We start from the raw sequence: 19,169 nt of genomic DNA, 5'->3' as shown, positions 1-19,169 counted from the left end.
TGACGCCCTACGCCTTTCCTGACGCCCTACGCCTTTCCTGACGCCCTACGCCTTTCCTGACGCCAGAAGCGGCGAGAGCGCCTTCCCCTCAGGGAAAGGCGCTCTCGCCGCTTCACAGGGCCATTCAGACCCATAATAAAAGTTTTTGGAAGGATGTGGGGGGAGCGTGAGGGGGGAGAAGGAGAACCTTTTTCCAAAAAGGTTTCCTTCTCCCCCCTCACAAAACATTCTTATTGCGGCAGCGGGCAGGGCGTCAGGAAGAACGCGCGCTCCTCCTGTACCAGCGAGACGATCTCGCGCAGGCCTTCCAGCGTAGGCTGGCCCTTGTTGGCGGTCAGCAGGCCCTGCAGCTTCTTGACCAGGGCCGCGCGGGCCTCGCAGTCTTCCAGGCCCAGCATGCCCTTTTTGCCAAGGATCTCCAGGGCCTTGCCGTGCCGGGTGGCCAAACCGGTGTGCACCTGATAGAGCGGCTCCAGCGTGTCGCTTTCCGCAGCGGCCAGCACCATGACCGAGGCCATGTACAGGCGCTCCAGATAAAGGCCGTACAGATGCGCCCCCAGCAGGCGCAGCAGCTGATCGTCCTGACGGGCGGCGTCCAGCAGGCGGGAAAGCTCCTGCTGGCGGAAGCGCGCCAGAATATTCGCGGACTCCTGGCTGTGCGGGGCCTTGCGGATGCGGGCCATATCCTTGCTGTTCAGCGTGGGCAGGGGCTTGCCCACCAGCTGCTGGAGCAGCTCGTTCTTTTTGGCCGCGTCGGACACATCGCCGAAGTAGAAGGCATACATCCTGTCAGCGGCCAGCATGCCGCTGAGCACGGCCAGCTGGTCCTGGCTGCCGTCCACGGGGCACATCTCGCCCGTGATGGTCAGGTCGGGCTGATAGATGAAACCGGCCTTCTTGAGCAGGCCGATATCCTGGATGCTGTTCACGATGGCATCGCTGTCCAGCAGGGGGGCCAGCTCGTCCACCACATGGGCGCGGGCCGGCAGGGCGGACAGGCAGAACACCAGCAGGAGCAGCAGACAAAACAGCGGCGCGGCCGCCGGCCTCCGGCCCGAAAGACCGGAGGCGACGACCGCGCCGGGCACGACGCCCACCGCTCCGCGCCCGGAAGCGCAGAGCATGGGGGGCGTGGCAACGGCGGACATCTTCATGACGTTGTTCCTTATTCCTCGTTGAGGGCTTCGCTGAAGCGCTGGCGCAGGGCCTGCATCTTGGCCTTGGCATCCAGCAGCTGTTCGGCACGGGCGCGTTCGCGTTCCACAACCTGGGCGGGAGCGCGGCTCACGAAACTTTCGTTGTGCAGCTTGCTCTGCACGCCCACCAGATCCTTTTCCAGTTTGGCCATTTCCTTGTCCAGACGGGCCAGTTCGCCGGCCAGGTCCACGGCGCCCTTGAGGGGCACGATGACCTGGCAGCCGCCCACCACAGAGGAGGCGGAAGCCTTGGGAGCGTGCAGGTCGGCACCGATCTGCAGGTCTTCCAGGCGGGCCAGGGTGGTCATCATCTGGCGGCAGCTCTCCAGCAGGGCGGCCTGGGCCTCGTCCACAGGATGCAGCATCAGGCTCACCTTGTGGCTGGGGCTGATGTTCAGCTCGGCCTTGATGGTGCGCACGGCCACGATGATGCCCTGCACCAGTTCCATGCGGGCGGCCTCGGCTTCATGCAGGCAGCCGGGACGGGCCGCGGGATAGAGCTCCAGGGCGATGTCCGTGGGCTGCTCGCCGGCGGGCACGGGCAGAGCGTTCCAGATCTCGGCCGTGACGAAGGGGATGATGGGATGCAGCAGGAGCAGCAGCTCGCGCAGCACCACCCACAGCACATACTGGGCCACGGGCTTGCGGGCCTCGTCCTGCATGTCGGGCTTGATGAGTTCCAGATACCAGTCGCAGAACTCGTTCCACAGGAACTTGTAGCCCAGCTGGGCGGCGTCGTTGAAGCGGTATTCTTCCAGCGCCTTGTCCATGTCCTGCTTGACCTGCTCCAGACGGTGCAGAATCCACTGGTGGTGCAGGCCTTCCACGCTTTCCAGGGCCACCGGGGCGGGCGCGGTCTCGGGCAGGTTCATGAGGGCGAAGCGGGCGGCGTTCCACAGCTTGTTGACGAAGTGGCGGTAGCCTTCGATGCGGGCTTCGGACAGGCGGATGTCGCGGCCCATGGCGGCAAAGGCCGTCAGGGTGAAGCGCAGGGAGTCGCAGCCGTACTTGTCGATCATCTCCAGCGGGTCGATGACGTTGCCCGTGGACTTGGACATCTTGCGGCCGGTCTCGTCACGCACCAGGGCGTGCAGGTACACGTCGTGGAAGGGCACCTGGCCCATGAAGTGCTGGCCCATCATCATCATGCGGGCCACCCAGAAGAAGATGATGTCGAAACCGGTCACCAGCACGCTGGTGGGGTACCAGGTGGCCAGATCCTTGGTCTGCTCGGGCCAGCCCATGGTGGAGAAGGGCCACAGGGCCGAGGAGAACCAGGTATCCAGCACGTCCTCATCCTGCTTCAGATCGGTGCAACCGCACTTGGGGCAGGAGCTGGGGTCGTGCTCGGCCACGATGAGCTCGCCGCACTGCGCGCAGGTCCAGGCGGGGATACGATGGCCCCACCAGATCTGGCGGCTGATGCACCAGTCACGGATGTTGTCCAGCCAGTGATAGTAGGTCTTGGCCCAGGATTCCGGCAGGATGCGGGTCAATTCGGGCACGGCCTTGCGGGCGGCGGGAGCCATCTTGGTGGTGGCCACGAACCACTGCGTGGACACATGCGGTTCCACCACGGTGTGGCAGCGGTAGCAATGGCCCACGGAGTTGTCCAGGTCTTCCACGGCCAGCAGGTCGCCGGCGGCTTCGATGTCGGCCACGATCTTCGTGCGGCAGTCTTCCTTCTTCAGACCGGCGTAGGGGCCGGACTCGGCCTTCATGATGCCGTCTTCGTCGATGACCTGCAGGAATTCCAGATCGTGCTTCTTGCCCAGGGCCCAGTCGTTGTGGTCGTGGCAGGGGGTCACCTTGAGGGCGCCGGTACCGAACTCGCGATCCACGTAGCTGTCGGCGATGATGGGAATCTCGCGGCCCAGCACGGGCACGATGGCCGTCTTGCCCACCAGGTGCTGGTAGCGCTCGTCCTCGGGATGCACGCAGATGGCGGTGTCGCCGGGGATGGTCTCGGGACGGGTGGTGGCGATGGTGATGCTGCCGGAGCCGTCGGCCAGATGGTAACGGATCTTCCACAGCTTGCCCTTGTGGGCCTCGTGTTCCACTTCGTCATCGGCCAGGGCCGTATGGCAGCGCGAGCACCAGTTGATGATGTAGTCGCCCTTATAGATCAGGCCTTCATTGTAGAGCTGCACAAAGACCTTACGCACGGCGGCGGACAGGCCTTCGTCCATGGTGAAGCGCAGGCGCGTCCAGTCCACGGAAGCGCCCAGGGCGCGGATCTGGTTGAGGATGCGGTGACCGTAGTCTTCGCGCCACTGCCACACGCGCTCGATGAAGGCTTCGCGGCCCAGGTCCTGACGGGTCTTGCCTTCCTTGGCCAGGGCGCGTTCCACCACGTTCTGGGTGGCGATGCCGGCGTGGTCGGTGCCGGGCACCCACAGCACGTTCTTGCCCTTCTGGCGGGCATGACGGCACAGCACGTCGATGAGGGTCTGGTTCAGGGCATGCCCGATGTGCAGGGCGCCGGTAACGTTCGGCGGCGGGATCACGATGGAAAAGGGTTCGCCCTGGGCATCCGGGTCGGGCGTGAAGGTCCTGTTGTCCTGCCAGTGGTCGCGCCAGCGCGCTTCCACGTCATGGGGCTCGTAGCCCTTGGGGAGGGTATCCGCCATCTTGCTTTCTCCATGAAAGGCGGCCATAGTACGCTGTTATGTGTGCCGCCAACCCTGTATGTATTCTTTGGGACGCGTCCCATATCTGGGGCCTTATGGTCTGGCGCGCCCTGTGCGCGCTGGGACTGCCCTGTCGTCTGGTCAAGGGACAAGACATAGCCAATGGCGCGCTTTTTCGCAAGCCATGCCCGCAGGGTACGCCCGGCAAGGAACAGGGAGCGGCCCCGCTCCTGCTGGTCCCCGGCGGCAACGCCCGGCTCAAGGCGCGGGCCCTGGGTGAGAAGGGACGGCAGGCCGTGCGCGACTATCTGGCCGAAGGCGGCCGTTACCTGGGCTTTTGCGGCGGCGCCGGACTGGCCCTGAGCCAGCACCGCAGCCAGGACGGGCTGGGGCTCTGCCCCTGGGGCCGTGCGCCCTATCCCGAGCGCCTGCACCATCTCATCTCCGGCCATGCCCACATGCGGGTGCGCTCCTGCATGGCACGCGACCTGCCCGCCGTGCGGCCGGACTTCCCCAAAACTTTTCCGAACGGGGCTACCCCCGATCCGCTGCGCCCGCCGCTGGGCGACGAGGCCTGCGCCCTGGTGCCGCCGCACTGGCGCGGCTGCGCCCACGGCCATGATGACGACTGCCGCCACTGCAGCAACTGCCGCCCGCCCCGGGATGACGACCATGTGCCGTCCCTGCCTGTCTGGTGGCCCGGCCGCTTCGCCCCGGAAGCCGACGAGCGGGTCAGCATCCTGGCCTCCTACCGTCAGCCGGACACGGACTTCTGGCTGGCCGACCTGCCCCTGAGCCGCATCCCGGCCCCTGTCTTCGAAGCCTGGAAGGACCTGTACGGGGTCAATGTCTCGGCGGACTTCCTCGACGGCCAGCCCCTGATGGTGGCGGGCAATTACGGCCGGGGCCGCTACGTCCTCAGCTATTCCCATCTGGAGACCCCGGACAGCCCCGATGCCAATGCCTGGCTGGCCCATCTGCTACGCGTGCTGGCCGGTCTTGCGCCGCAGTGCGAGCTGGTGCCCGCCTGGGACCTGCACCGCAAGGCCGCGTTCCGCTGGCCCGACACACCGCAGACGGCCCCCCTGCGCACCCTGCTGCACGGCATGCGCGAGCTGCTGGATCTGGGCGTGGAACACAACCTCTTTTTCGAGCGCACCCCCTGGCTCTGGGGCTGGCGCCCCGGCTTGCCCGGCGCGGTCTGCAACAATCTGTATTCGTCCCTGCGCGTGCTCTGCGGCCTGCGTCCCGGCCCGGATACCCTGGCCGCCTGGGAGGGGATGCGCGCCCGCTTCGCGGCCCTCACGGACATCTTCCTGCCCGGTGCCGAGGGCTATCTGCTGGCCTGCCGCCTGCGCGAGACCCTCTCCCCCACCATGCCCGACGCCGTGGCCCGGCGCGGCCTCACCAACCAGCGCGAGGCCTTGTTCGGCCATCCCATGACCGGGGGCGGCATCGTGGGCGAACTGCTGGAGATGACCGACGAGCTGCTCTACCGCGGCCAGCAGGAAGATGCCTGCGCCGCGCTGGACGACTGATCCAGCGACGCACGCCTGACGAACGTGTGCCTTTTCTGAACGCCCCCGCCTGCCCTCTCCGGCTATCCGCGCGCCGGCTGCGGGACCTGCGTGCTTCCGGCTCCGGAGGTGGCGCCATGACGTTGCCCGCTGATGGCGTACAGATAGCCGGCGAAGAAGGTGAAGACCAGAGCATTCATGAGCCCTGTGGAGATGAACGCCCCCAGCATCCCCATAAAAGCACAGGCCATGGCGTACACATACCAGTCCCGGTTCCGGGCGGCAAAACGCACGCTCCTCCAGAGCAGCATGCCGCACAGCCCCAGGAACAGGAGCAGACCGGGGACCCCGAACTCCGCGAGCAGGACAGAATATTCATTCAGCGGCGGTACCCGGCGCAGCTTGTCTCCCTTGGCCTGCTGAACGAAACCACGCAGCTCGCTGCCCCGCTCCAAGCTGCATGCATCCAGCGGCTGCCAGTAGAACCCTCGCAGATAAAATCCTGTTCCCAGCACGCGGGACAGGCCGGCGGCCATATCCAGCCGGGTGCAGGCATAACGTATGCCCAAGGAACCGTTCTGCTCCAAGGCCCCTTGCAGCTCGGGACACTGGGGAGAAAGACCGGCATGGCTGTCTTCCAGAAAACGCAGGATGGAATCCGTTTCCTGTACCACGGCTCCAAAGCGTTCAAACTTTGGTTGCAGGAGCGTCCAGCCCCCGACACCAGCCAGGACAAGCAGAACACAGGACAGAGTGAGGACTCTGCGGCTGTGGCGGCGCCAGGCAGCCAGATACCAGGAGCCCCCGGCCATGATGCAGGCCAGCAGAAAAGCGACCGCACCGGTGAGGACCTTGCTCTGCCACATGACGATCCCCCAGCCCGCGACCCCCAGCAGCCAGAGACGATTGCCCGCGCACTTCGCCAGCAGCAGCCCCAGCACCGGCAACAGGCCAAACGCCATGTGCGACGGCTCCGCGAACAGGCCCCTGACCCTGTCGGTAAAATACGGCGGCGGCCACCAGCCGTGACCGATGCACTCCATACGGAACCAGGGATTGATGCTGACCAGGAAACTCTTGATCCCCTCTGCACCATGATTGGCCAGGATCTCCAGAACAATATGGGCAAGATTGGACAGGCCGAGTACCAGCAGGGCCGCCTGGAAAAGTCGTTTGCCGCAGGAGGACGGCAGGCAGGAGAACATCACGGCCCACCAGAGCAGGAAGCAGAACGGCACGATGAACCAGCGGGCAAGCCCCAGCCAGACAGCAGGCGCGATGTTGTAGGGCACCCCCTGGAGGCCCAGCCAGGTCGAAAGAACGCTGCAACCGAGCAGGGCCGCCCATAAAAACAGCAATCCCCGGTGTTCCCGCATATGGCCATACCAGCGGCCGGAAAGCAGGAACAGGAGCATGCCCGCACAGGCCAACGGATACATGGGCCGAGGCGGCATGAAGGGCACCTCGTACCAGGGGAAAACATCGAACGACAGCAGAGCCAGGCTCAAAAAGGCACACGCCATGGATCCCCATAGGCACAGACGGGAGAAACGATCCATCAAAAGATTCCTTGCTCGGGAAAAGGTCGGGATACGGGCCCGGACAAAGGCAACCTGCGGACAGGCAGACCAGAGGAGCCGCTGGGGCCGGGAAACGGCAATAGCCTCTATCCTATAGTCCGCGCCCCTTCCTGACAAGCACTACAGGCAGCCCGCCCCCTGCAGCAGAAAGATGAACAGCATCAGGCTGACCATGCTGGCGGCATTGCTCAGTACGGCGGTCAGGGCCGCCTCTTCGGGCACGGCGCTGTAGACCTCGGCCAGCACCGAAGCCACCAGGGCCGTACCGGTGGCGGACATGAGCACGGCTACGCCCAGCCAGAGCGGCGGCAGGCCTGCCAGATGCATGATGCCCCAGCAGATCAGGGGATGGATGCCCAGCTTGCACAGCAGGAGCCAGGTCTGCCGGACCACCGTATGCCCGCCGTTGCGGCGCAGGGCCAGCACCAGCTTCTGGCGCAGGTCGAAGCCCAGGGCCAGCAGCATGCAGGGCGCGGCCGTACTGCCGATGAGCTCTGCGGCGTGATCCAGCGGCTGCCACAGCCCCAGCCCCGAACAGGCCAGGGCAAGGCCCGCCAGCGTGGCCAGCAGCAGGGGGTTGCCCAACAGGAACAAGCGCAACAGCTTCCAGATGCGTCCGCGGCCATCGCCCCAGGCCGCGGACCCTGCCAGACAGTCCATGCGGATCTGGGCCATGATGACCACCACATTGGGCGTCAGGGCCGCCAGACCGGCCACCACCATGGCTTCATGATTTCCCGGCAGCAGGCTGGCCACAATGGGCAGCCCCACGAAGGCCGTGTTGCTGGCGCTACAGGCCAGACCGGAGATGATGGCCGGGCCCGTGCCCCGCCGGGAAAAAAGCCTGTCTGCGACGTAGCCCAGCAAATAGCACACCATCTGTGCCCCGATGACGCCCAGCCAGAAACCGCCGTGGGCCAGATCCAGACGGCTCGCACCGGCCAGGATATGCAGCATGAGTACGGGCAAGGCCAGCTTGAGCACATAAAGGCCCATGGCCGCGCCGGTGTTCTCCGGCAGCACGTCGGTCATGTGGACCGCGGCCCCCACGGCTATGAGCAAAAAAACGGGAAGAACAGCGTAGAATGCTTCCATACGACACCTCCATGCGGACCGTAGTGTGGCTCTCCCGGAGGATGTCGCTTGCGGTGAGGGGAAAGATGCGCTTCTTTCCTCTGCTTGTCCAGAAAATTGTTTGTTTAACCAAACAATATATAACCTATCGAAAAAGCCCGGTATCGACCGGGCTTCGATAAAATTTTATCCAGCTGTATGGAGCGCCTTACAGAATAAAGCCCCGCAGGGCGCACTTCGGCAGACGCCCCTCTGCCGCCCCGGCATCCCAGTCAGGACACCGGCACGGCAAAAGACGGCCGGGGCGCATCAGATATGGCCCAGCAGACGCATCACCCAGATGAAGAAACTCAGCGAGAACAGGCTCAGGCCATTGGAGACCAGGGCCGTCAGGGTCGCTTCCTCAGGACCGGCATGGTGCACGTCCGCCAGCACGGGAACCACCAGGGCGGAGCCGGAAGCAGCCATGATGACCGAAACGGCCAGCCACAGGCCTTCCACGCCCAGCGCGGCCAGGATGCCCCAGCACACCAGGGGCTGCACCACCAGCTTGCAGATCTGCAGGGCCGTCTGGCGCAGCAGCGCATGGCCGCCCGCGTGCCGCAGGACCACGGCCAGTCGCTCCCGCAGGGTCAGGCCCAGAGTCACGAGCATACAGGGGGCGGCCGTATGGCCCACCAGCTCGGCGGCCCTGTTCAGCGGATCCCACAGGCCCAGCCCCAGGGCCGAGACCAGCACGCCGCCCGCCATGCCCCAGAACACGGCATTGTACAGCAACGAATAGCGCAGCACATGCAGCAGCACGGCCTTGCGCCCCTGCGGCATGGAGCGGGAAGGGTCATGCGCGGCCAGCTGCACCTGTCCCACCACGAACAGCAGGTTGGGCGTGATGGTGAACAGGCCGGCCACGAACAGGGCCTCGGCATTGCCCGGCAGGGCACTGGTGATGACGGGGATGCCCACGAAGGCGGCATTGCAGAAACAGCCGCCCAGGGCCGTCACGGTCGCCGCCGCGCTGTCGTGGCGGGCCAGGATGCGGTCGGCCGCGTAGCAAACCCCGTAGATGAGGAACTGTGCGGCGATGACGCCCAGCCAGAACTGCGGATGCGCAAAGCTCTCCAGGGGGGCGGTGGCCATGATCTGGAACAGCAGCAGCGGCAGGGCCACGTTGAGGACATAGAGGCTCAGGGTCTGGTTGGCGTTCTCGGGCAGGGCCCGGAAAAGATCCAGGCAGACGCCCAGACCGATGAGCAGGAACACGGGAACAACGGCGGAAAATGCTTCGATCATGCCCTTGCTTATGCTTCTCCCGGGCGGATGTCCAGAAGCGCAGGTAACGAGCTGGCCCGGCAAAAAAGCCCGGAACAGCACGGATGCCTGCCGGACAGCGGTCATGCCGCCATCCGGGACAGGCCCTGCATCCGTACTGCCGGGCCATTTCTCAGCGTATCGGGAGAACAGGCACCGGGCCTGTCCTAAGCCTTGCCGCCATGCATATGGCAGTCGCAGGCGGCATCCAGGGCCCCGCACTGGCGGCAGTGGGCCACCAGGGGCTCGAAGGTCTCGCTGTCCGGGAAATAGGCCAGCAGGGAGCCCTGCGACATATCGAAATACCAGGCGTGCAACGACAGCTTGTGGGCGGCCACCCGCTCCTGGATCCAGGGATAGGAGAGCAGGTTGTCGATGGAAACCAGGATGGCGGCCTCTTCGCAGTGGCGCTGCCGCTCAGCCGGGCTCTCGTCGCGTACGTCCTCGCGCATCCGTTCCAGGGCGGGCGCGGCCATGGAGACCCAGTTGGCCACGAAACTCTCGTCATGCAGCGATTCGGGATTCAGCAGGGCCTGGATGCCGCCGCAGCCGGAGTGCCCCAGCACGATGATATGCTCCACCTTGAGGTGGTGCACCCCGTATTCCAGCACGGCCAGCACGGCATCGCGGCGCAGGGCGTCGTCGGCATGAGGCACCAGGTTGGCCACGTTGCGCACCACGAAGATGTCGCCCGGGTCGCAGCCCATGAGCAGAGCCGGATCCGCGCGGGAATCGCTGCAGGCGATGACGATGGCCTTAGGGTGCTGCCCCTTGTTCAGGGACGTGTAGTAGTCGTTCTCCGCATCGAAGTAGAAGCGGCGGAAGTTCCTGAAACCGTCGATGAATTTTTCAAAGTCTTTCATTGTTCCCTCAAAAATACCTTCCGCCCGTGCGACGCGCAGGATGCCGCCGGACGGAAGAGACAAAAAGAGCCCCGGAAGGACCGGGGCTCTCGGATAGCATCAAAGACAGGGGCTACTGGGCCTTGGCTTCGGCAGGAGCGGCCTTTGCAGCGGCGGGCTTTTCGGCAGCGGGAGCGGGCTTTTCAGCGGGCTTCTCGGCGGCCTTGGTGTCCTGGGCGGCCTTGGCGGGCGCTTCGACGGCAGGAGCTTCAGCCGCGGCGGGAGCTTCGGGCTGGGGGTTGCTCACGGACACGAAGTTGACCTTCTGCTTGTTCATTTCGTCCAGCAGGGCATTGGTCACGTCCAGGGCGGGGTCATAGGCCACGGCCACGTCCGTGCCCAGCACCACGCTCAGGCCGTTGGCCTTGCGGTAGTTGTTCACCAGACGCTGGGTCAGATCCAGCAGCTGGCTGACCACGTTCTGCTGTTCGGCGTTGATGCGCTGCTGGCCACCCATGTAGATGGCCTGCAGTTCACGCTGCAGGTTTTCGTTCTCGGGATCTTTGCCCAGACGGGCCTGCACGTCGTCGATCTGCTGCTGGATCTCTTTCTGCATGCCTTCCAGGAAGCGGCTGGCTTCCTTGCCGGGCTCGCTGTCACGCAGCAGGCGGTTCATATCGACCACGCCGACCTTGACGGCGGGTTCCTGGGTCTGCTGGCAGCCGCTGACGGCGAGGCAGAGGACGAGCAGGGAAAGGACGAGGAAACGAATACGCATGGGGAGTTCTCCTTGGATCATCCGCAAGATGTGCGGTTTCAGTCTGAATGGCCTGCTTGTACGATGTTTTGTTCCGGGACTCAACTCTTTTCCGCCAGCCCCGCTCCGGCGTACGGCCGGGACAGGACCTCGTGCAAGACGGCACGCGCATTGACAAAGGATGCGATATTGTTATTCTGAACGTTGTCCTTATTTTATAAGATCTTCAGGGCGGACCTGCCGCCAAGCGAGAATTTTCGTGTCATACCACTCCCTGCGCACCCCGCGCGAAGCCATCACCGAGATCGTCAGACACGCGCCGCCCGAAGTGCGTCCTGCCATCATCGCCCTTATCCGGGCTGCCTATCGCTCCCTGAAGCGCGGCTACCAGCCTGACGTGCGGGCCGTGCCCCTGCGCAGCTGGCGCTCGCTGCTCCAGCTGCTTTCCTCCGTCGCCGCCATGCAGAGCGAGACGGAGACCCTGCTGCGTGTCTCCAACGACCTGCTTTCCATGGCCGACCATATGGCGCCCCCCGGAGAAGTGTTGCGCCAGAGCGCCGAGATCCTGGTCCATGCCCTGCATGCCGACCTCTATGTCTGCCGTCTGCGCAACCCCCAGGGCGAATGGGTGGTGCAAGCCGCCGCGCGCCGTGACGGCGGCGGCATCCCCATGGTGGTCCCCGCCCTGGAAGAGGGCATCCGCAACCATCCGGTCATGCGCACGGTCAAGGAAGGCTCGGCCCGGCATGTGGTGTCCAACAACCTGCGGGGCATCGAACGCGGCGGCGAGTCCTTCGACTGCGTGGTCTACAAGGCGGGCTACCGTTCCCGTCTGGCCTTCGTGCTGCGCGAACGCAACGACCGGCCGCCCTTCGGCCTGGTGCTGCTCTACACCCAGCGGGAATACGGCTTCGAGATGTACGACGCCCACTTCCTGTCCAAATGCGCCCGCATCGTGTCCCTGACCACGGGCCGCCGCCTGGCCGTGGCCCGCGACACGCTGGAAAAAGCCGCCGGCGCCATGGCCCACTACGGCAACAATGCCCTGAACATCATGCGCAACCAGGCCGAATACTGCGGCGAGCTGGTGGAAGACATCGACAACAACCTTTCCCGTGCCCTGCGCCTTTCCCGCGAACTGCGCGCAGAGTTCCACGAGGATTCACGCGGCCAGCGCCTGGCCCTGGAACTGGAAAAGATCCTGGCCCGCGCCGACCTGACGGAACTGGCCGGGCATCTGGGCGGCGTGCTGGAAGGCACCCGCCGCATGACCCGCATCATCGGCTCCCTGAAAAAATCCGCGGAGCGTCCTTCCCTCATGCGCTATGCATTGGGGCAGGACGTCCTCAAGCTGGAAGACGACTCCCACGACTAGGCCGGGGCAGGCCGATCCCCCGTAACGCCGCCGTTCCCTGCCAGGACGACGGAACCGTACGCCGCACGGCGCACGCCGCCGGGATCCCCTGCCCCTTTCCTGTCATGATGCCGCCCGCCCTGCGGGGACATGCGCCGTTTTTTCCGGCCCCCTGTCCTGCCGGGCGTTGCCCTTCCGGGCCCGTCACCTTCCATACCACGGAGCGCCGCCATGAATGCCGCCCGCCTCTTCCCCTTTTTGAACGAACTGCGTCACTACAGCCTGCGCGACTTCCGCGCCGACTTCGTCGCCGCGCTCACCGTCACCCCCATGGCCGTCCCCCAGGCCATGGCCTATGCCCTCATCGCCGGGGTGCACCCGCAATACGGCATCTATGCCTGCATGCTGCCGGTCATCGTGGCCGCCCTCTGGGGTTCGGCCCGCTATCTGGCTGCCGGACCCACCAACGCCATCTCCATGGTGCTGTTCACCACCATGAGCACGGTCAGCATCGGCGGCATCACCGTGGCCAGTCTGCCCGAAGAAGCCCGCATGCCCTATATCTTCGGCATCGCCCTGCTCTGCGGCCTCATCCAGGTGGGCATGGGCCTTGCCCGTCTGGGCGAGCTGGCCAATTTCATCTCCCATTCGGTCATGGTGGCCTTCTCCGCCGGTGCGGCCCTGCTCATCGCCTCAGGCCAGCTCAAGACCGCGCTGGGCCTGCCCTCCTCCCAGGCACAGGGATTCTTCCCCCAGATCGATCACGTCATCCACAACTTCAGCCATCTCAACATCTGGTGTCTGCTGGTCTCCGGGGGCACCATCCTGCTGATTCTGCTTTTCAAGCGCATCTCGCGCCGCTTCCCGGCCACCCTGGCGGCCCTGGTCATCATCTCCGCCGTCTCGGCCCTTCTGGGTCTCCACGAGCAGGGCGTGCGCCTGGTGGGCGCCATCCCCAGCGTGGTCCCGCCCCTTTCCCTGCCCCCGGCCTTCGACATGGCCTCCATCCGCGACCTGTTCATGCCCGCGCTGGCCATCGCCCTGCTGGGCGCCGTGGAATCCCTGGCCATCGGCAAGCAGCTGGCGGGCATCCGCGGCGACCGCTTCGACGGCAGCCAGGAACTCATCGGCCAGGGCCTCGGCAATATCGCCGCGGGCCTCACCTCCGGCATCCCCGGTTGCGGCTCCTTCACCCGCAGCGCCCTGGTGGTCACCAGCGGCGGGCGCAGCCGCATGGGCACGGTCTTTTCTGGTCTGCTGGCCCTGCCCATGCTCTTCGTCATGGCACCGCTGGTCAGCTGGCTGCCCATGCCTGCCCTGGCGGGCGTGCTGCTGCTCATCTCGGTGAACATGATCGACATCCCGGCCATCCGCCTTTGCCTGCGGGCCACGCGCATCGACCGCTGGGTGCTGCTCATCACCTTTGCGTCCACCCTGCTCCTCGATCTGGAGCGGGCCGTGTTCATCGGCGTGCTGCTCTCCCTGACCCTCTTCATCTACAAGGCGGCCCATCCCCGGGTACGCCGCCTGCGGGCCACGGACCCGCTCATGCGCTATGCCCCGGACCGCATCCCCGAAGGGCTGGTGGTCTACGTCATCGAAGGCACGCTCTTCTTCGGCGCCATCCATGAGCTGGAGCGCCAGCTCTACGAAGAGGACGACATGCCGCCCCGTCTGGTGGTCCTGCACCTGACCCGCGTGTTCTGGCTGGATGCCTCCGGCGCCCATGCCCTTGAGCAGTTCCTCGAACGCTGTTATGCCCGCAGTGTGCCGGTGGTCCTGGTGGTGGGCAGCCGCAACGTGCGCGACATCCTTGGCCGCACGGGCGTCATCGACTGCCTGAGCGACGGTTTTGTGGCCGATACCCTGGGCGACGGTCTGCGTATCGGCGTGGACATGCTGAACAGGCATATCTGCTGCCACACCGGCTGCCCTGAGGAATCCTGCCCCGATCCGGTCCGTACCCCGGCCGCTGCTCCCCGCAGCGTGGACCAGCTGGCGCAGCAGCGCCTGCAACAGATGCAACCCGAAGACCCTGCGTCCCGCACTACGGAACATTGATGATGCACAAAGCGTTTTTCCTGCCGGAATCCCCGGCCAACCCTGACAGCCTGCCCTTCGACCGGGAGCACCCCTGGCTGGCTCCCCTGGCCGGCTACAGCGACCTGCCCTTCCGCCTGCTCTGCCGCCAGTACGGCGCGGCGGTCTGCGTGACCGAGATGGTCAGCGCCAAGGGCCTTGTCTACCGCAGCCCCGGCACCGGCGAGCTGTTGCAGAGCCTGCCCGAAGACCAGCCGCTGGTGGTCCAGCTTTTCGGCGCCGAGGCCTCCTTCCTGCAGCGGGCCGTGGAGATGCTCCGCGACGTGGGCTACGGCTGGTTCGACCTCAACATGGGCTGCTCGGTGGCCAAAGTCCTCAAACAGGGGGCCGGAGCCGCCATGCTGGGCGATGTGCCCAATGCCCTCGAAGTGGCCCGCGCCATGCTCCAGGCCGCCGGTCCCGGACGGGTGGGCTTCAAGATCCGTCTGGGCCTGGACAGCCAAAGGCATGTCTGGCGCGACCTTTCCCTGCGCCTCCAGGATCTGGGCGCGGGCTGGATCACCCTGCACCCGCGCACGGCACGCCAGGGTTTCGGCGGCGAGGCCGCCCACGAGGTACTGGCCGAGCTCAAGCAGGCCCTGGACATCCCCCTCATCGCCAGCGGCGACCTGTTCAGCGCCCGGGACGGCCTGCGCGTGCTGGAACAGACCGGCGTGGATACGGTCATGTACGCCCGGGGCGCCATGCACGGCCCGGCCATCTTCGATGACCATCTCCGTCTCTGCCGGGGCGAGGAGCCCCAGCCACCCGCACCCGCCGCCCTGCGGGCCATGGTCCTGCGCCACATGGAACTGGCCCAGGAGCTTTGCCCCGGTCGCGCCGCCCTCTGGAAGATGCGCAGCGTGGTGCCCCGCTATGTGCGCAGCCTGCCCGGCGTCAAGGCCCTGCGCCTCGAGCTCTGCCGCTGCACGTCCTGGGAAGGTCTGCACGAGCTGATGGACCGTTTTTTACCGGAATAAACGGCAAGATCTGTTGAGGGGGAAGGGGACTTTTTCCAGCGGAAAAAAGTCCCCTTCCCCCTCAAACTCCCCCATCCTTCAAAAACCGCTCACGGCGTCCCGTGCTCCGCACAGGACGCTCGACAGGAAGTTCCGGTTTTCTCTCCCCCGCGCTTTCCTCTGCCTTCACGGACAGCCTTCTTCATCTCCTCTTCAGCCGGGGAGACATCCGCCGCCTGCCCCGTCCCCACAGGCAGGCCTCTTGTATTCCCCGTTCAATCACAGACGCACCTGCCCACAGGCTCTGCTTTCCCGTATATCGAATGCGTCGATCGGGCCGTGTGCCGAAGATGCCGTGCCGCCCTTGCCGTCTTGCCGCGCAGACGAACTCGTCCAGAGGTCAGGCAGCATCCGCCATCCGGCGGCGATCCCCGTACAGTGCGAGCGCCCCTTCCCCTTGACAGGGCCTCCCTCTCACGGAACACTGCCGCAAAGACTTTTTTCCGGGAGAGAACTATGGACGTCATCCGCGCCAAGACCGCCGGTTTCTGCATGGGGGTCGGCCTGGCCCTGCAAAAACTGGATACCGCTCTGGAACAGCCCTGCGAAGGCCGCACCTGCACCCTGGGCCCCATCATCCACAACCCGCAGGTCCTGGCCGATTATGAGGCCCTGGGAGTCTTCTGCGCCCAGGATCCTTCCCAGCTCAATGCCACGGACAGGGTCCTCATCCGCGCCCATGGCATCACACGTCAGGTGGAGGAGGCTGTCCGCGCCACCGGCGCCGACGTGGTGGACGCTACCTGTCCCAAGGTCAAGCGCGCCCAGCTGGCCATCGAACGTGCCACCCGCGACGGCGAAGAGTTGCTGCTCTTCGGTGAGGCTGACCATCCTGAAGTGCGCGGCCTGGTCTCCTATGCCCACGGACCGGCCCATGTGTTCGGCAGCCGTGACGAGCTGGCCGCCCTGCATGTGGACCCGGAACGGGCCTATGTGCTGGCCTCCCAGACCACCCAGGACCGCTCCGTCTTCGAGCAGCTGGAAAAGGAGCTGCGTGACCGGCTGCCCCGGCTCAAGGTGCTGGCCACCATCTGTGACGCCACCCGTGAGCGGCAGGAAGAGGCCCGCAGCATCGCTGCCCAGGTAGAAGCCATGGTGGTGGTGGGCGGCCGTCAGAGCGGCAACACCCGCCGCCTGGCCGACCTGGCTGCCCAAAGCGGCATCAGCACCTATCATATAGAACAGGCCGAAGAACTGCGGGCCGAAGACTTTGCCGGCAAAACGCGCGTGGGCCTCACCGCCGGAGCTTCCACGCCCCGCAAGCTTATCGACGCCACCCAGCAGTGGCTGGAACAGTTGTCGGATTAACGGGTCTTCCGCGGGGCACCGCTGTGTGCCCCGCAGACCTTGCAGCCTTGTGAACAAAAGGCTTTGCCGTACGGAACAGGCGGCAAAAAAACTTTTCTTCCGTCCCCGGCCCTTGCGGAGCTGCCCTTCCTGCCCCCGCCAGGGCCCTTCGGACATTTCCCTGGTTTTTTTCTTGTATTTATTTGCCGGCGGTACTTGTCCTCCGGCAAACGGAATATGCTCAGAGTGCTGTCTATAATAATTTGTATTTGATGATTATTTTTTGGCAGCATCGTAGCATGACAACAATTGTGATATTTTTCACTAGAGTGCTGGAGGCATGAAACTTCTTCGGTTGTTCGTCGCAGCCGTTTGCAAAGCCCCGCTCTCTGGCGTACACTGAAAACCAGTTCCGCACACGGGACAGTCCCCGCTCACCGGGCCGCCGCAAGGCGTTTCCGGCGGGGCTCCTGTGTTTTTTCTGGGGGTAGAATGGCTCTGATCCTGGGTACCGCCGGTCACATCGACCACGGCAAGACATCTCTGGTCCGCGCGCTGACGGGCATCGACTGTGACCGTCTGGAAGAAGAGAAGCGGCGCGGCATCACCATCGAACTGGGCTTCGCCTGGGTCCCCATGCCGGGTGGCGAACGCCTGGGCATCGTGGACGTGCCCGGCCATGAACGCTTCGTCAAGAACATGGTGGCCGGCGCCGCCGGTGTGGACTTCGTCATGCTGGTCATCGCCGCCGACGAAGGTGTCATGCCCCAGACCCGCGAACATCTGGAAATCTGCTCCCTGCTGGGCATCCGGCACGGTTTCGTGGCCCTGACCAAGGTGGACATGGTGGACGCGGACTGGCTGGAACTGGTTCAGGAAGACGTGCGCACCTTTCTGCAGGGCACTTTTCTGGAAGGCGCCCCCATCTTCCCCGTTTCATCCAGCACGGGCCAGGGCATCCCGGCCCTGCGCGAACATATCCTGGCCTGTGCCAGCAGCCTGCCGCCCCGGCACGGCTCCGACATTTTCCGCCTGCCGGTGGACCGCGTGTTCACCCTCAAGGGGCACGGCACGGTCATCACGGGCACGGTCATTTCCGGCGCGGTCAGCGAAGGGGACGAGCTCTGCTTCATGCCCGGTGCCCTGCCCACCCGCGCCCGCAGCCTGCAACGCCACGGCAGCAGCGTGGAGATGGTCCGCGCCGGCGAGCGCTGCGCCGTCAATGTGCAGGGGCTGGAAGTGACGGACATCCATCGCGGCAACACCCTCTGCCGTCCCGACACCCTTTTCCCCTCCCGCCGCTGGCTGGTGCGTTTGCAGTGCCTCAAGTCCGCGCCGCGGCCCCTGCGCCAGCGTACCGAGGTCCACTTCCACCACGCCACGCAGGAATGCGCGGCCCGGGTGGTCTTCTTCGACCGTGACCGTCTGGCCCCCGGCGACTCCTGCCTGGCCGAACTGCGCTTCTCCAGCGATATGGTGGGCGTGTTCGGCGACCATTGCGTGCTGCGCGCCTACTCGCCCCTGCGCACCGTGGCCGGCGGTACCATCGTCAGCCCCCTGCCGCCCCTGCTGCGCCGCAAGGACCCGGATTTCCAGAACAAGCTCGACCTGCTGGCCCGTCTGCCCGAACTGGCCGCCCCCGAATACATCACGGCCCACTCAGGCCTCGACCTCACCAGGGCGGCCCTGAGCCTCAGCGGCAGCGCGGGCGCCGGCCACAGCCAGTTGCAGGCCCTCACCGGCCAGAGCGCCGCGGCCCTGCAGAAACAGCTGGTCCAGCTTTCTTCCCAGGGCGAGGCCATCTGCTGGCACAAGGAAGGCCGCATGTGGATCTCCAGCCTGCATTTCGAGGCCCTGATCCGCGCCTGCCTGGACAGGGCCGCCGCCCTGCATGCCAAGAACCCGCTCAAGCCCTCGCTGCCCAGTGGCGCCCTGTGCGCCGGCTGGAGCGACAAGCTGCCCCAGCGTCTGGTGGCACGCGTGCTGGAAGCGGCCCAGAAAAAGGGCCTGCTGGTGGCCGAAGGCGACGGCCTGCGCCTGGCCAGCCACAAGGTCACGCTGGCTTCCGACCAGGAGGGCCTGAGCCGCAAGCTGCTGGAGGCCCACACCAGCGCGGGCCTGACCCCGCCCAACCTCAAGGACGTGCTCGAGGAACTGGGCGTGAGCAGCAAGGAGGCGGCGCCCGTCCTGCGCCTGTTGTGCGAACAGAAAAAACTGGTGCGCGTCAAGGACGGCCTCTACTACAGCAACGAAGCTGTGGAAGAGATCCTGGACAAGGTGCGCCTGTGGTTCAGCGACCATGAGGATCTGGACGTGAGCGGCCTCAAGGAGATCCTGGGCCTTTCGCGCAAGTACCTCATCGCCCTGCTGGAGTTCATGGACAGGGAAAAGATCACCGTCCGGGTGGGAGACGCCCGGCAGTATCGGGGCCGCTAGGGACAGGTATCCTGTCCCCGTCCGGTGGTCGGAAGGTCACCGCCCGAGGCCCGACCAACAACAGCGTCATGCTCCGGCGACCGCGCCCGC

Annotated in this window: 13 protein-coding genes; 6 read left to right on the top strand and 7 right to left on the bottom strand. The window is 65.5% G+C overall.

The annotated features are described in order from the left end of the window. Positions 1-230 precede the first annotated feature (230 nt). Both ACQRBR_RS06880 and ACQRBR_RS06875 read right to left on the bottom strand, forming a co-directional pair. Complete coding sequence (locus tag ACQRBR_RS06880; RefSeq protein WP_300706028.1) at positions 231-1,154, bottom strand: hypothetical protein; 924 nt, start codon at positions 1,152-1,154, stop codon at positions 231-233. Positions 1,155-1,165: 11 nt separating this feature from the next. Further along, entirely contained in the window at positions 1,166-3,826 is a 2,661-nt protein-coding gene (locus ACQRBR_RS06875; protein ID WP_168934908.1) for a valine--tRNA ligase, read from the bottom strand. Positions 3,827-3,921: 95 nt separating this feature from the next. Between ACQRBR_RS06875 and ACQRBR_RS06870 the strand changes: the two genes are divergently transcribed. Then, entirely contained in the window at positions 3,922-5,364 is a 1,443-nt protein-coding gene (locus ACQRBR_RS06870; protein ID WP_427812633.1) for a BPL-N domain-containing protein, read from the top strand. 62 nt (positions 5,365-5,426) lie between these two features. Here the strand turns inward: ACQRBR_RS06870 and ACQRBR_RS06865 are convergent, their stop codons facing one another. From ACQRBR_RS06865 to ACQRBR_RS06845, 5 genes are all read right to left on the bottom strand, one after another. After that, complete coding sequence (locus tag ACQRBR_RS06865; RefSeq protein ID WP_427812632.1) at positions 5,427-6,902, bottom strand: hypothetical protein; 1,476 nt, start codon at positions 6,900-6,902, stop codon at positions 5,427-5,429. A gap of 141 nt (positions 6,903-7,043) precedes the next feature. Then, positions 7,044-8,018 (bottom strand): AEC family transporter, encoded by a 975-nt coding sequence (locus tag ACQRBR_RS06860; protein WP_427812631.1) that lies wholly within the window; start codon positions 8,016-8,018, stop codon positions 7,044-7,046. A gap of 288 nt (positions 8,019-8,306) precedes the next feature. After that, positions 8,307-9,287 (bottom strand): AEC family transporter, encoded by a 981-nt coding sequence (locus tag ACQRBR_RS06855; RefSeq protein ID WP_168934905.1) that lies wholly within the window; start codon positions 9,285-9,287, stop codon positions 8,307-8,309. A gap of 185 nt (positions 9,288-9,472) precedes the next feature. After that, positions 9,473-10,168 carry a carbonic anhydrase gene (locus ACQRBR_RS06850; RefSeq protein WP_427812630.1) on the bottom strand — a complete coding sequence of 232 codons (696 nt, stop codon included), beginning with the start codon at positions 10,166-10,168 and terminating at the stop codon, positions 9,473-9,475. Positions 10,169-10,280: 112 nt separating this feature from the next. Further along, complete coding sequence (locus ACQRBR_RS06845) at positions 10,281-10,925, bottom strand: OmpH family outer membrane protein (protein ID WP_427812629.1); 645 nt, start codon at positions 10,923-10,925, stop codon at positions 10,281-10,283. Between the two features lie 238 nt (positions 10,926-11,163). On the opposite strand from ACQRBR_RS06845, the gene ACQRBR_RS06840 reads away from it, so the two are divergent. From ACQRBR_RS06840 to selB, 5 genes are all read left to right on the top strand, one after another. Beyond that, positions 11,164-12,279, top strand: coding sequence for a hypothetical protein (locus tag ACQRBR_RS06840; RefSeq protein WP_040369755.1), 1,116 nt, complete (start codon positions 11,164-11,166; stop codon positions 12,277-12,279). Between the two features lie 210 nt (positions 12,280-12,489). Beyond that, a complete protein-coding gene (locus ACQRBR_RS06835) occupies positions 12,490-14,319 on the top strand; it encodes a SulP family inorganic anion transporter (RefSeq protein ID WP_303881281.1) in 1,830 nt (609 codons plus the stop codon). Beyond that, positions 14,319-15,317, top strand: a complete 999-nt coding sequence (locus ACQRBR_RS06830; RefSeq protein WP_303881278.1) for a tRNA dihydrouridine synthase — start codon at positions 14,319-14,321, stop codon at positions 15,315-15,317. The genes ACQRBR_RS06835 and ACQRBR_RS06830 overlap by 1 nt, the downstream gene beginning before the upstream one ends. A 495-nt stretch (positions 15,318-15,812) precedes the next feature. Further along, positions 15,813-16,664, top strand: a complete 852-nt coding sequence (ispH, locus tag ACQRBR_RS06825) for a 4-hydroxy-3-methylbut-2-enyl diphosphate reductase (RefSeq protein WP_303881274.1) — start codon at positions 15,813-15,815, stop codon at positions 16,662-16,664. A 471-nt stretch (positions 16,665-17,135) separates the two neighbouring features. Next, positions 17,136-19,079, top strand: a complete 1,944-nt coding sequence (selB, locus tag ACQRBR_RS06820) for a selenocysteine-specific translation elongation factor (RefSeq protein WP_427812628.1) — start codon at positions 17,136-17,138, stop codon at positions 19,077-19,079. Positions 19,080-19,169: the final 90 nt, after the last annotated feature.

It is taken from the genome of Desulfovibrio sp. SGI.133 (assembly GCF_050313955.1).
In the GTDB taxonomy this organism is placed as follows: Bacteria; Desulfobacterota; Desulfovibrionia; order Desulfovibrionales; family Desulfovibrionaceae; genus Desulfovibrio.
The sequence above is the reverse complement of the archived record's forward strand: the minus strand, read 5'-3'. Positions and strand labels throughout refer to the sequence as shown.

What these genes read in the sequence shown, in the direction of transcription:
- ACQRBR_RS06880 (WP_300706028.1), bottom strand. Translation starts at nt 1,154, where the DNA reads ATGAAGATGTCCGCCGTTGCCACGCCCCCCATGCTCTGCGCTTCCGGG.
- ACQRBR_RS06875 (WP_168934908.1), bottom strand. Translation starts at nt 3,826, where the DNA reads ATGGCGGATACCCTCCCCAAGGGCTACGAGCCCCATGACGTGGAAGCG.
- ACQRBR_RS06870 (WP_427812633.1), top strand. Translation starts at nt 3,922, where the DNA reads ATGGTCTGGCGCGCCCTGTGCGCGCTGGGACTGCCCTGTCGTCTGGTC.
- ACQRBR_RS06865 (WP_427812632.1), bottom strand. Translation starts at nt 6,902, where the DNA reads ATGGATCGTTTCTCCCGTCTGTGCCTATGGGGATCCATGGCGTGTGCC.
- ACQRBR_RS06860 (WP_427812631.1), bottom strand. Translation starts at nt 8,018, where the DNA reads ATGGAAGCATTCTACGCTGTTCTTCCCGTTTTTTTGCTCATAGCCGTG.
- ACQRBR_RS06855 (WP_168934905.1), bottom strand. Translation starts at nt 9,287, where the DNA reads ATGATCGAAGCATTTTCCGCCGTTGTTCCCGTGTTCCTGCTCATCGGT.
- ACQRBR_RS06850 (WP_427812630.1), bottom strand. Translation starts at nt 10,168, where the DNA reads ATGAAAGACTTTGAAAAATTCATCGACGGTTTCAGGAACTTCCGCCGC.
- ACQRBR_RS06845 (WP_427812629.1), bottom strand. Translation starts at nt 10,925, where the DNA reads ATGCGTATTCGTTTCCTCGTCCTTTCCCTGCTCGTCCTCTGCCTCGCC.
- ACQRBR_RS06835 (WP_303881281.1), top strand. Translation starts at nt 12,490, where the DNA reads ATGAATGCCGCCCGCCTCTTCCCCTTTTTGAACGAACTGCGTCACTAC.
- ACQRBR_RS06830 (WP_303881278.1), top strand. Translation starts at nt 14,319, where the DNA reads ATGATGCACAAAGCGTTTTTCCTGCCGGAATCCCCGGCCAACCCTGAC.
- ispH (WP_303881274.1), top strand. Translation starts at nt 15,813, where the DNA reads ATGGACGTCATCCGCGCCAAGACCGCCGGTTTCTGCATGGGGGTCGGC.
- selB (WP_427812628.1), top strand. Translation starts at nt 17,136, where the DNA reads ATGGCTCTGATCCTGGGTACCGCCGGTCACATCGACCACGGCAAGACA.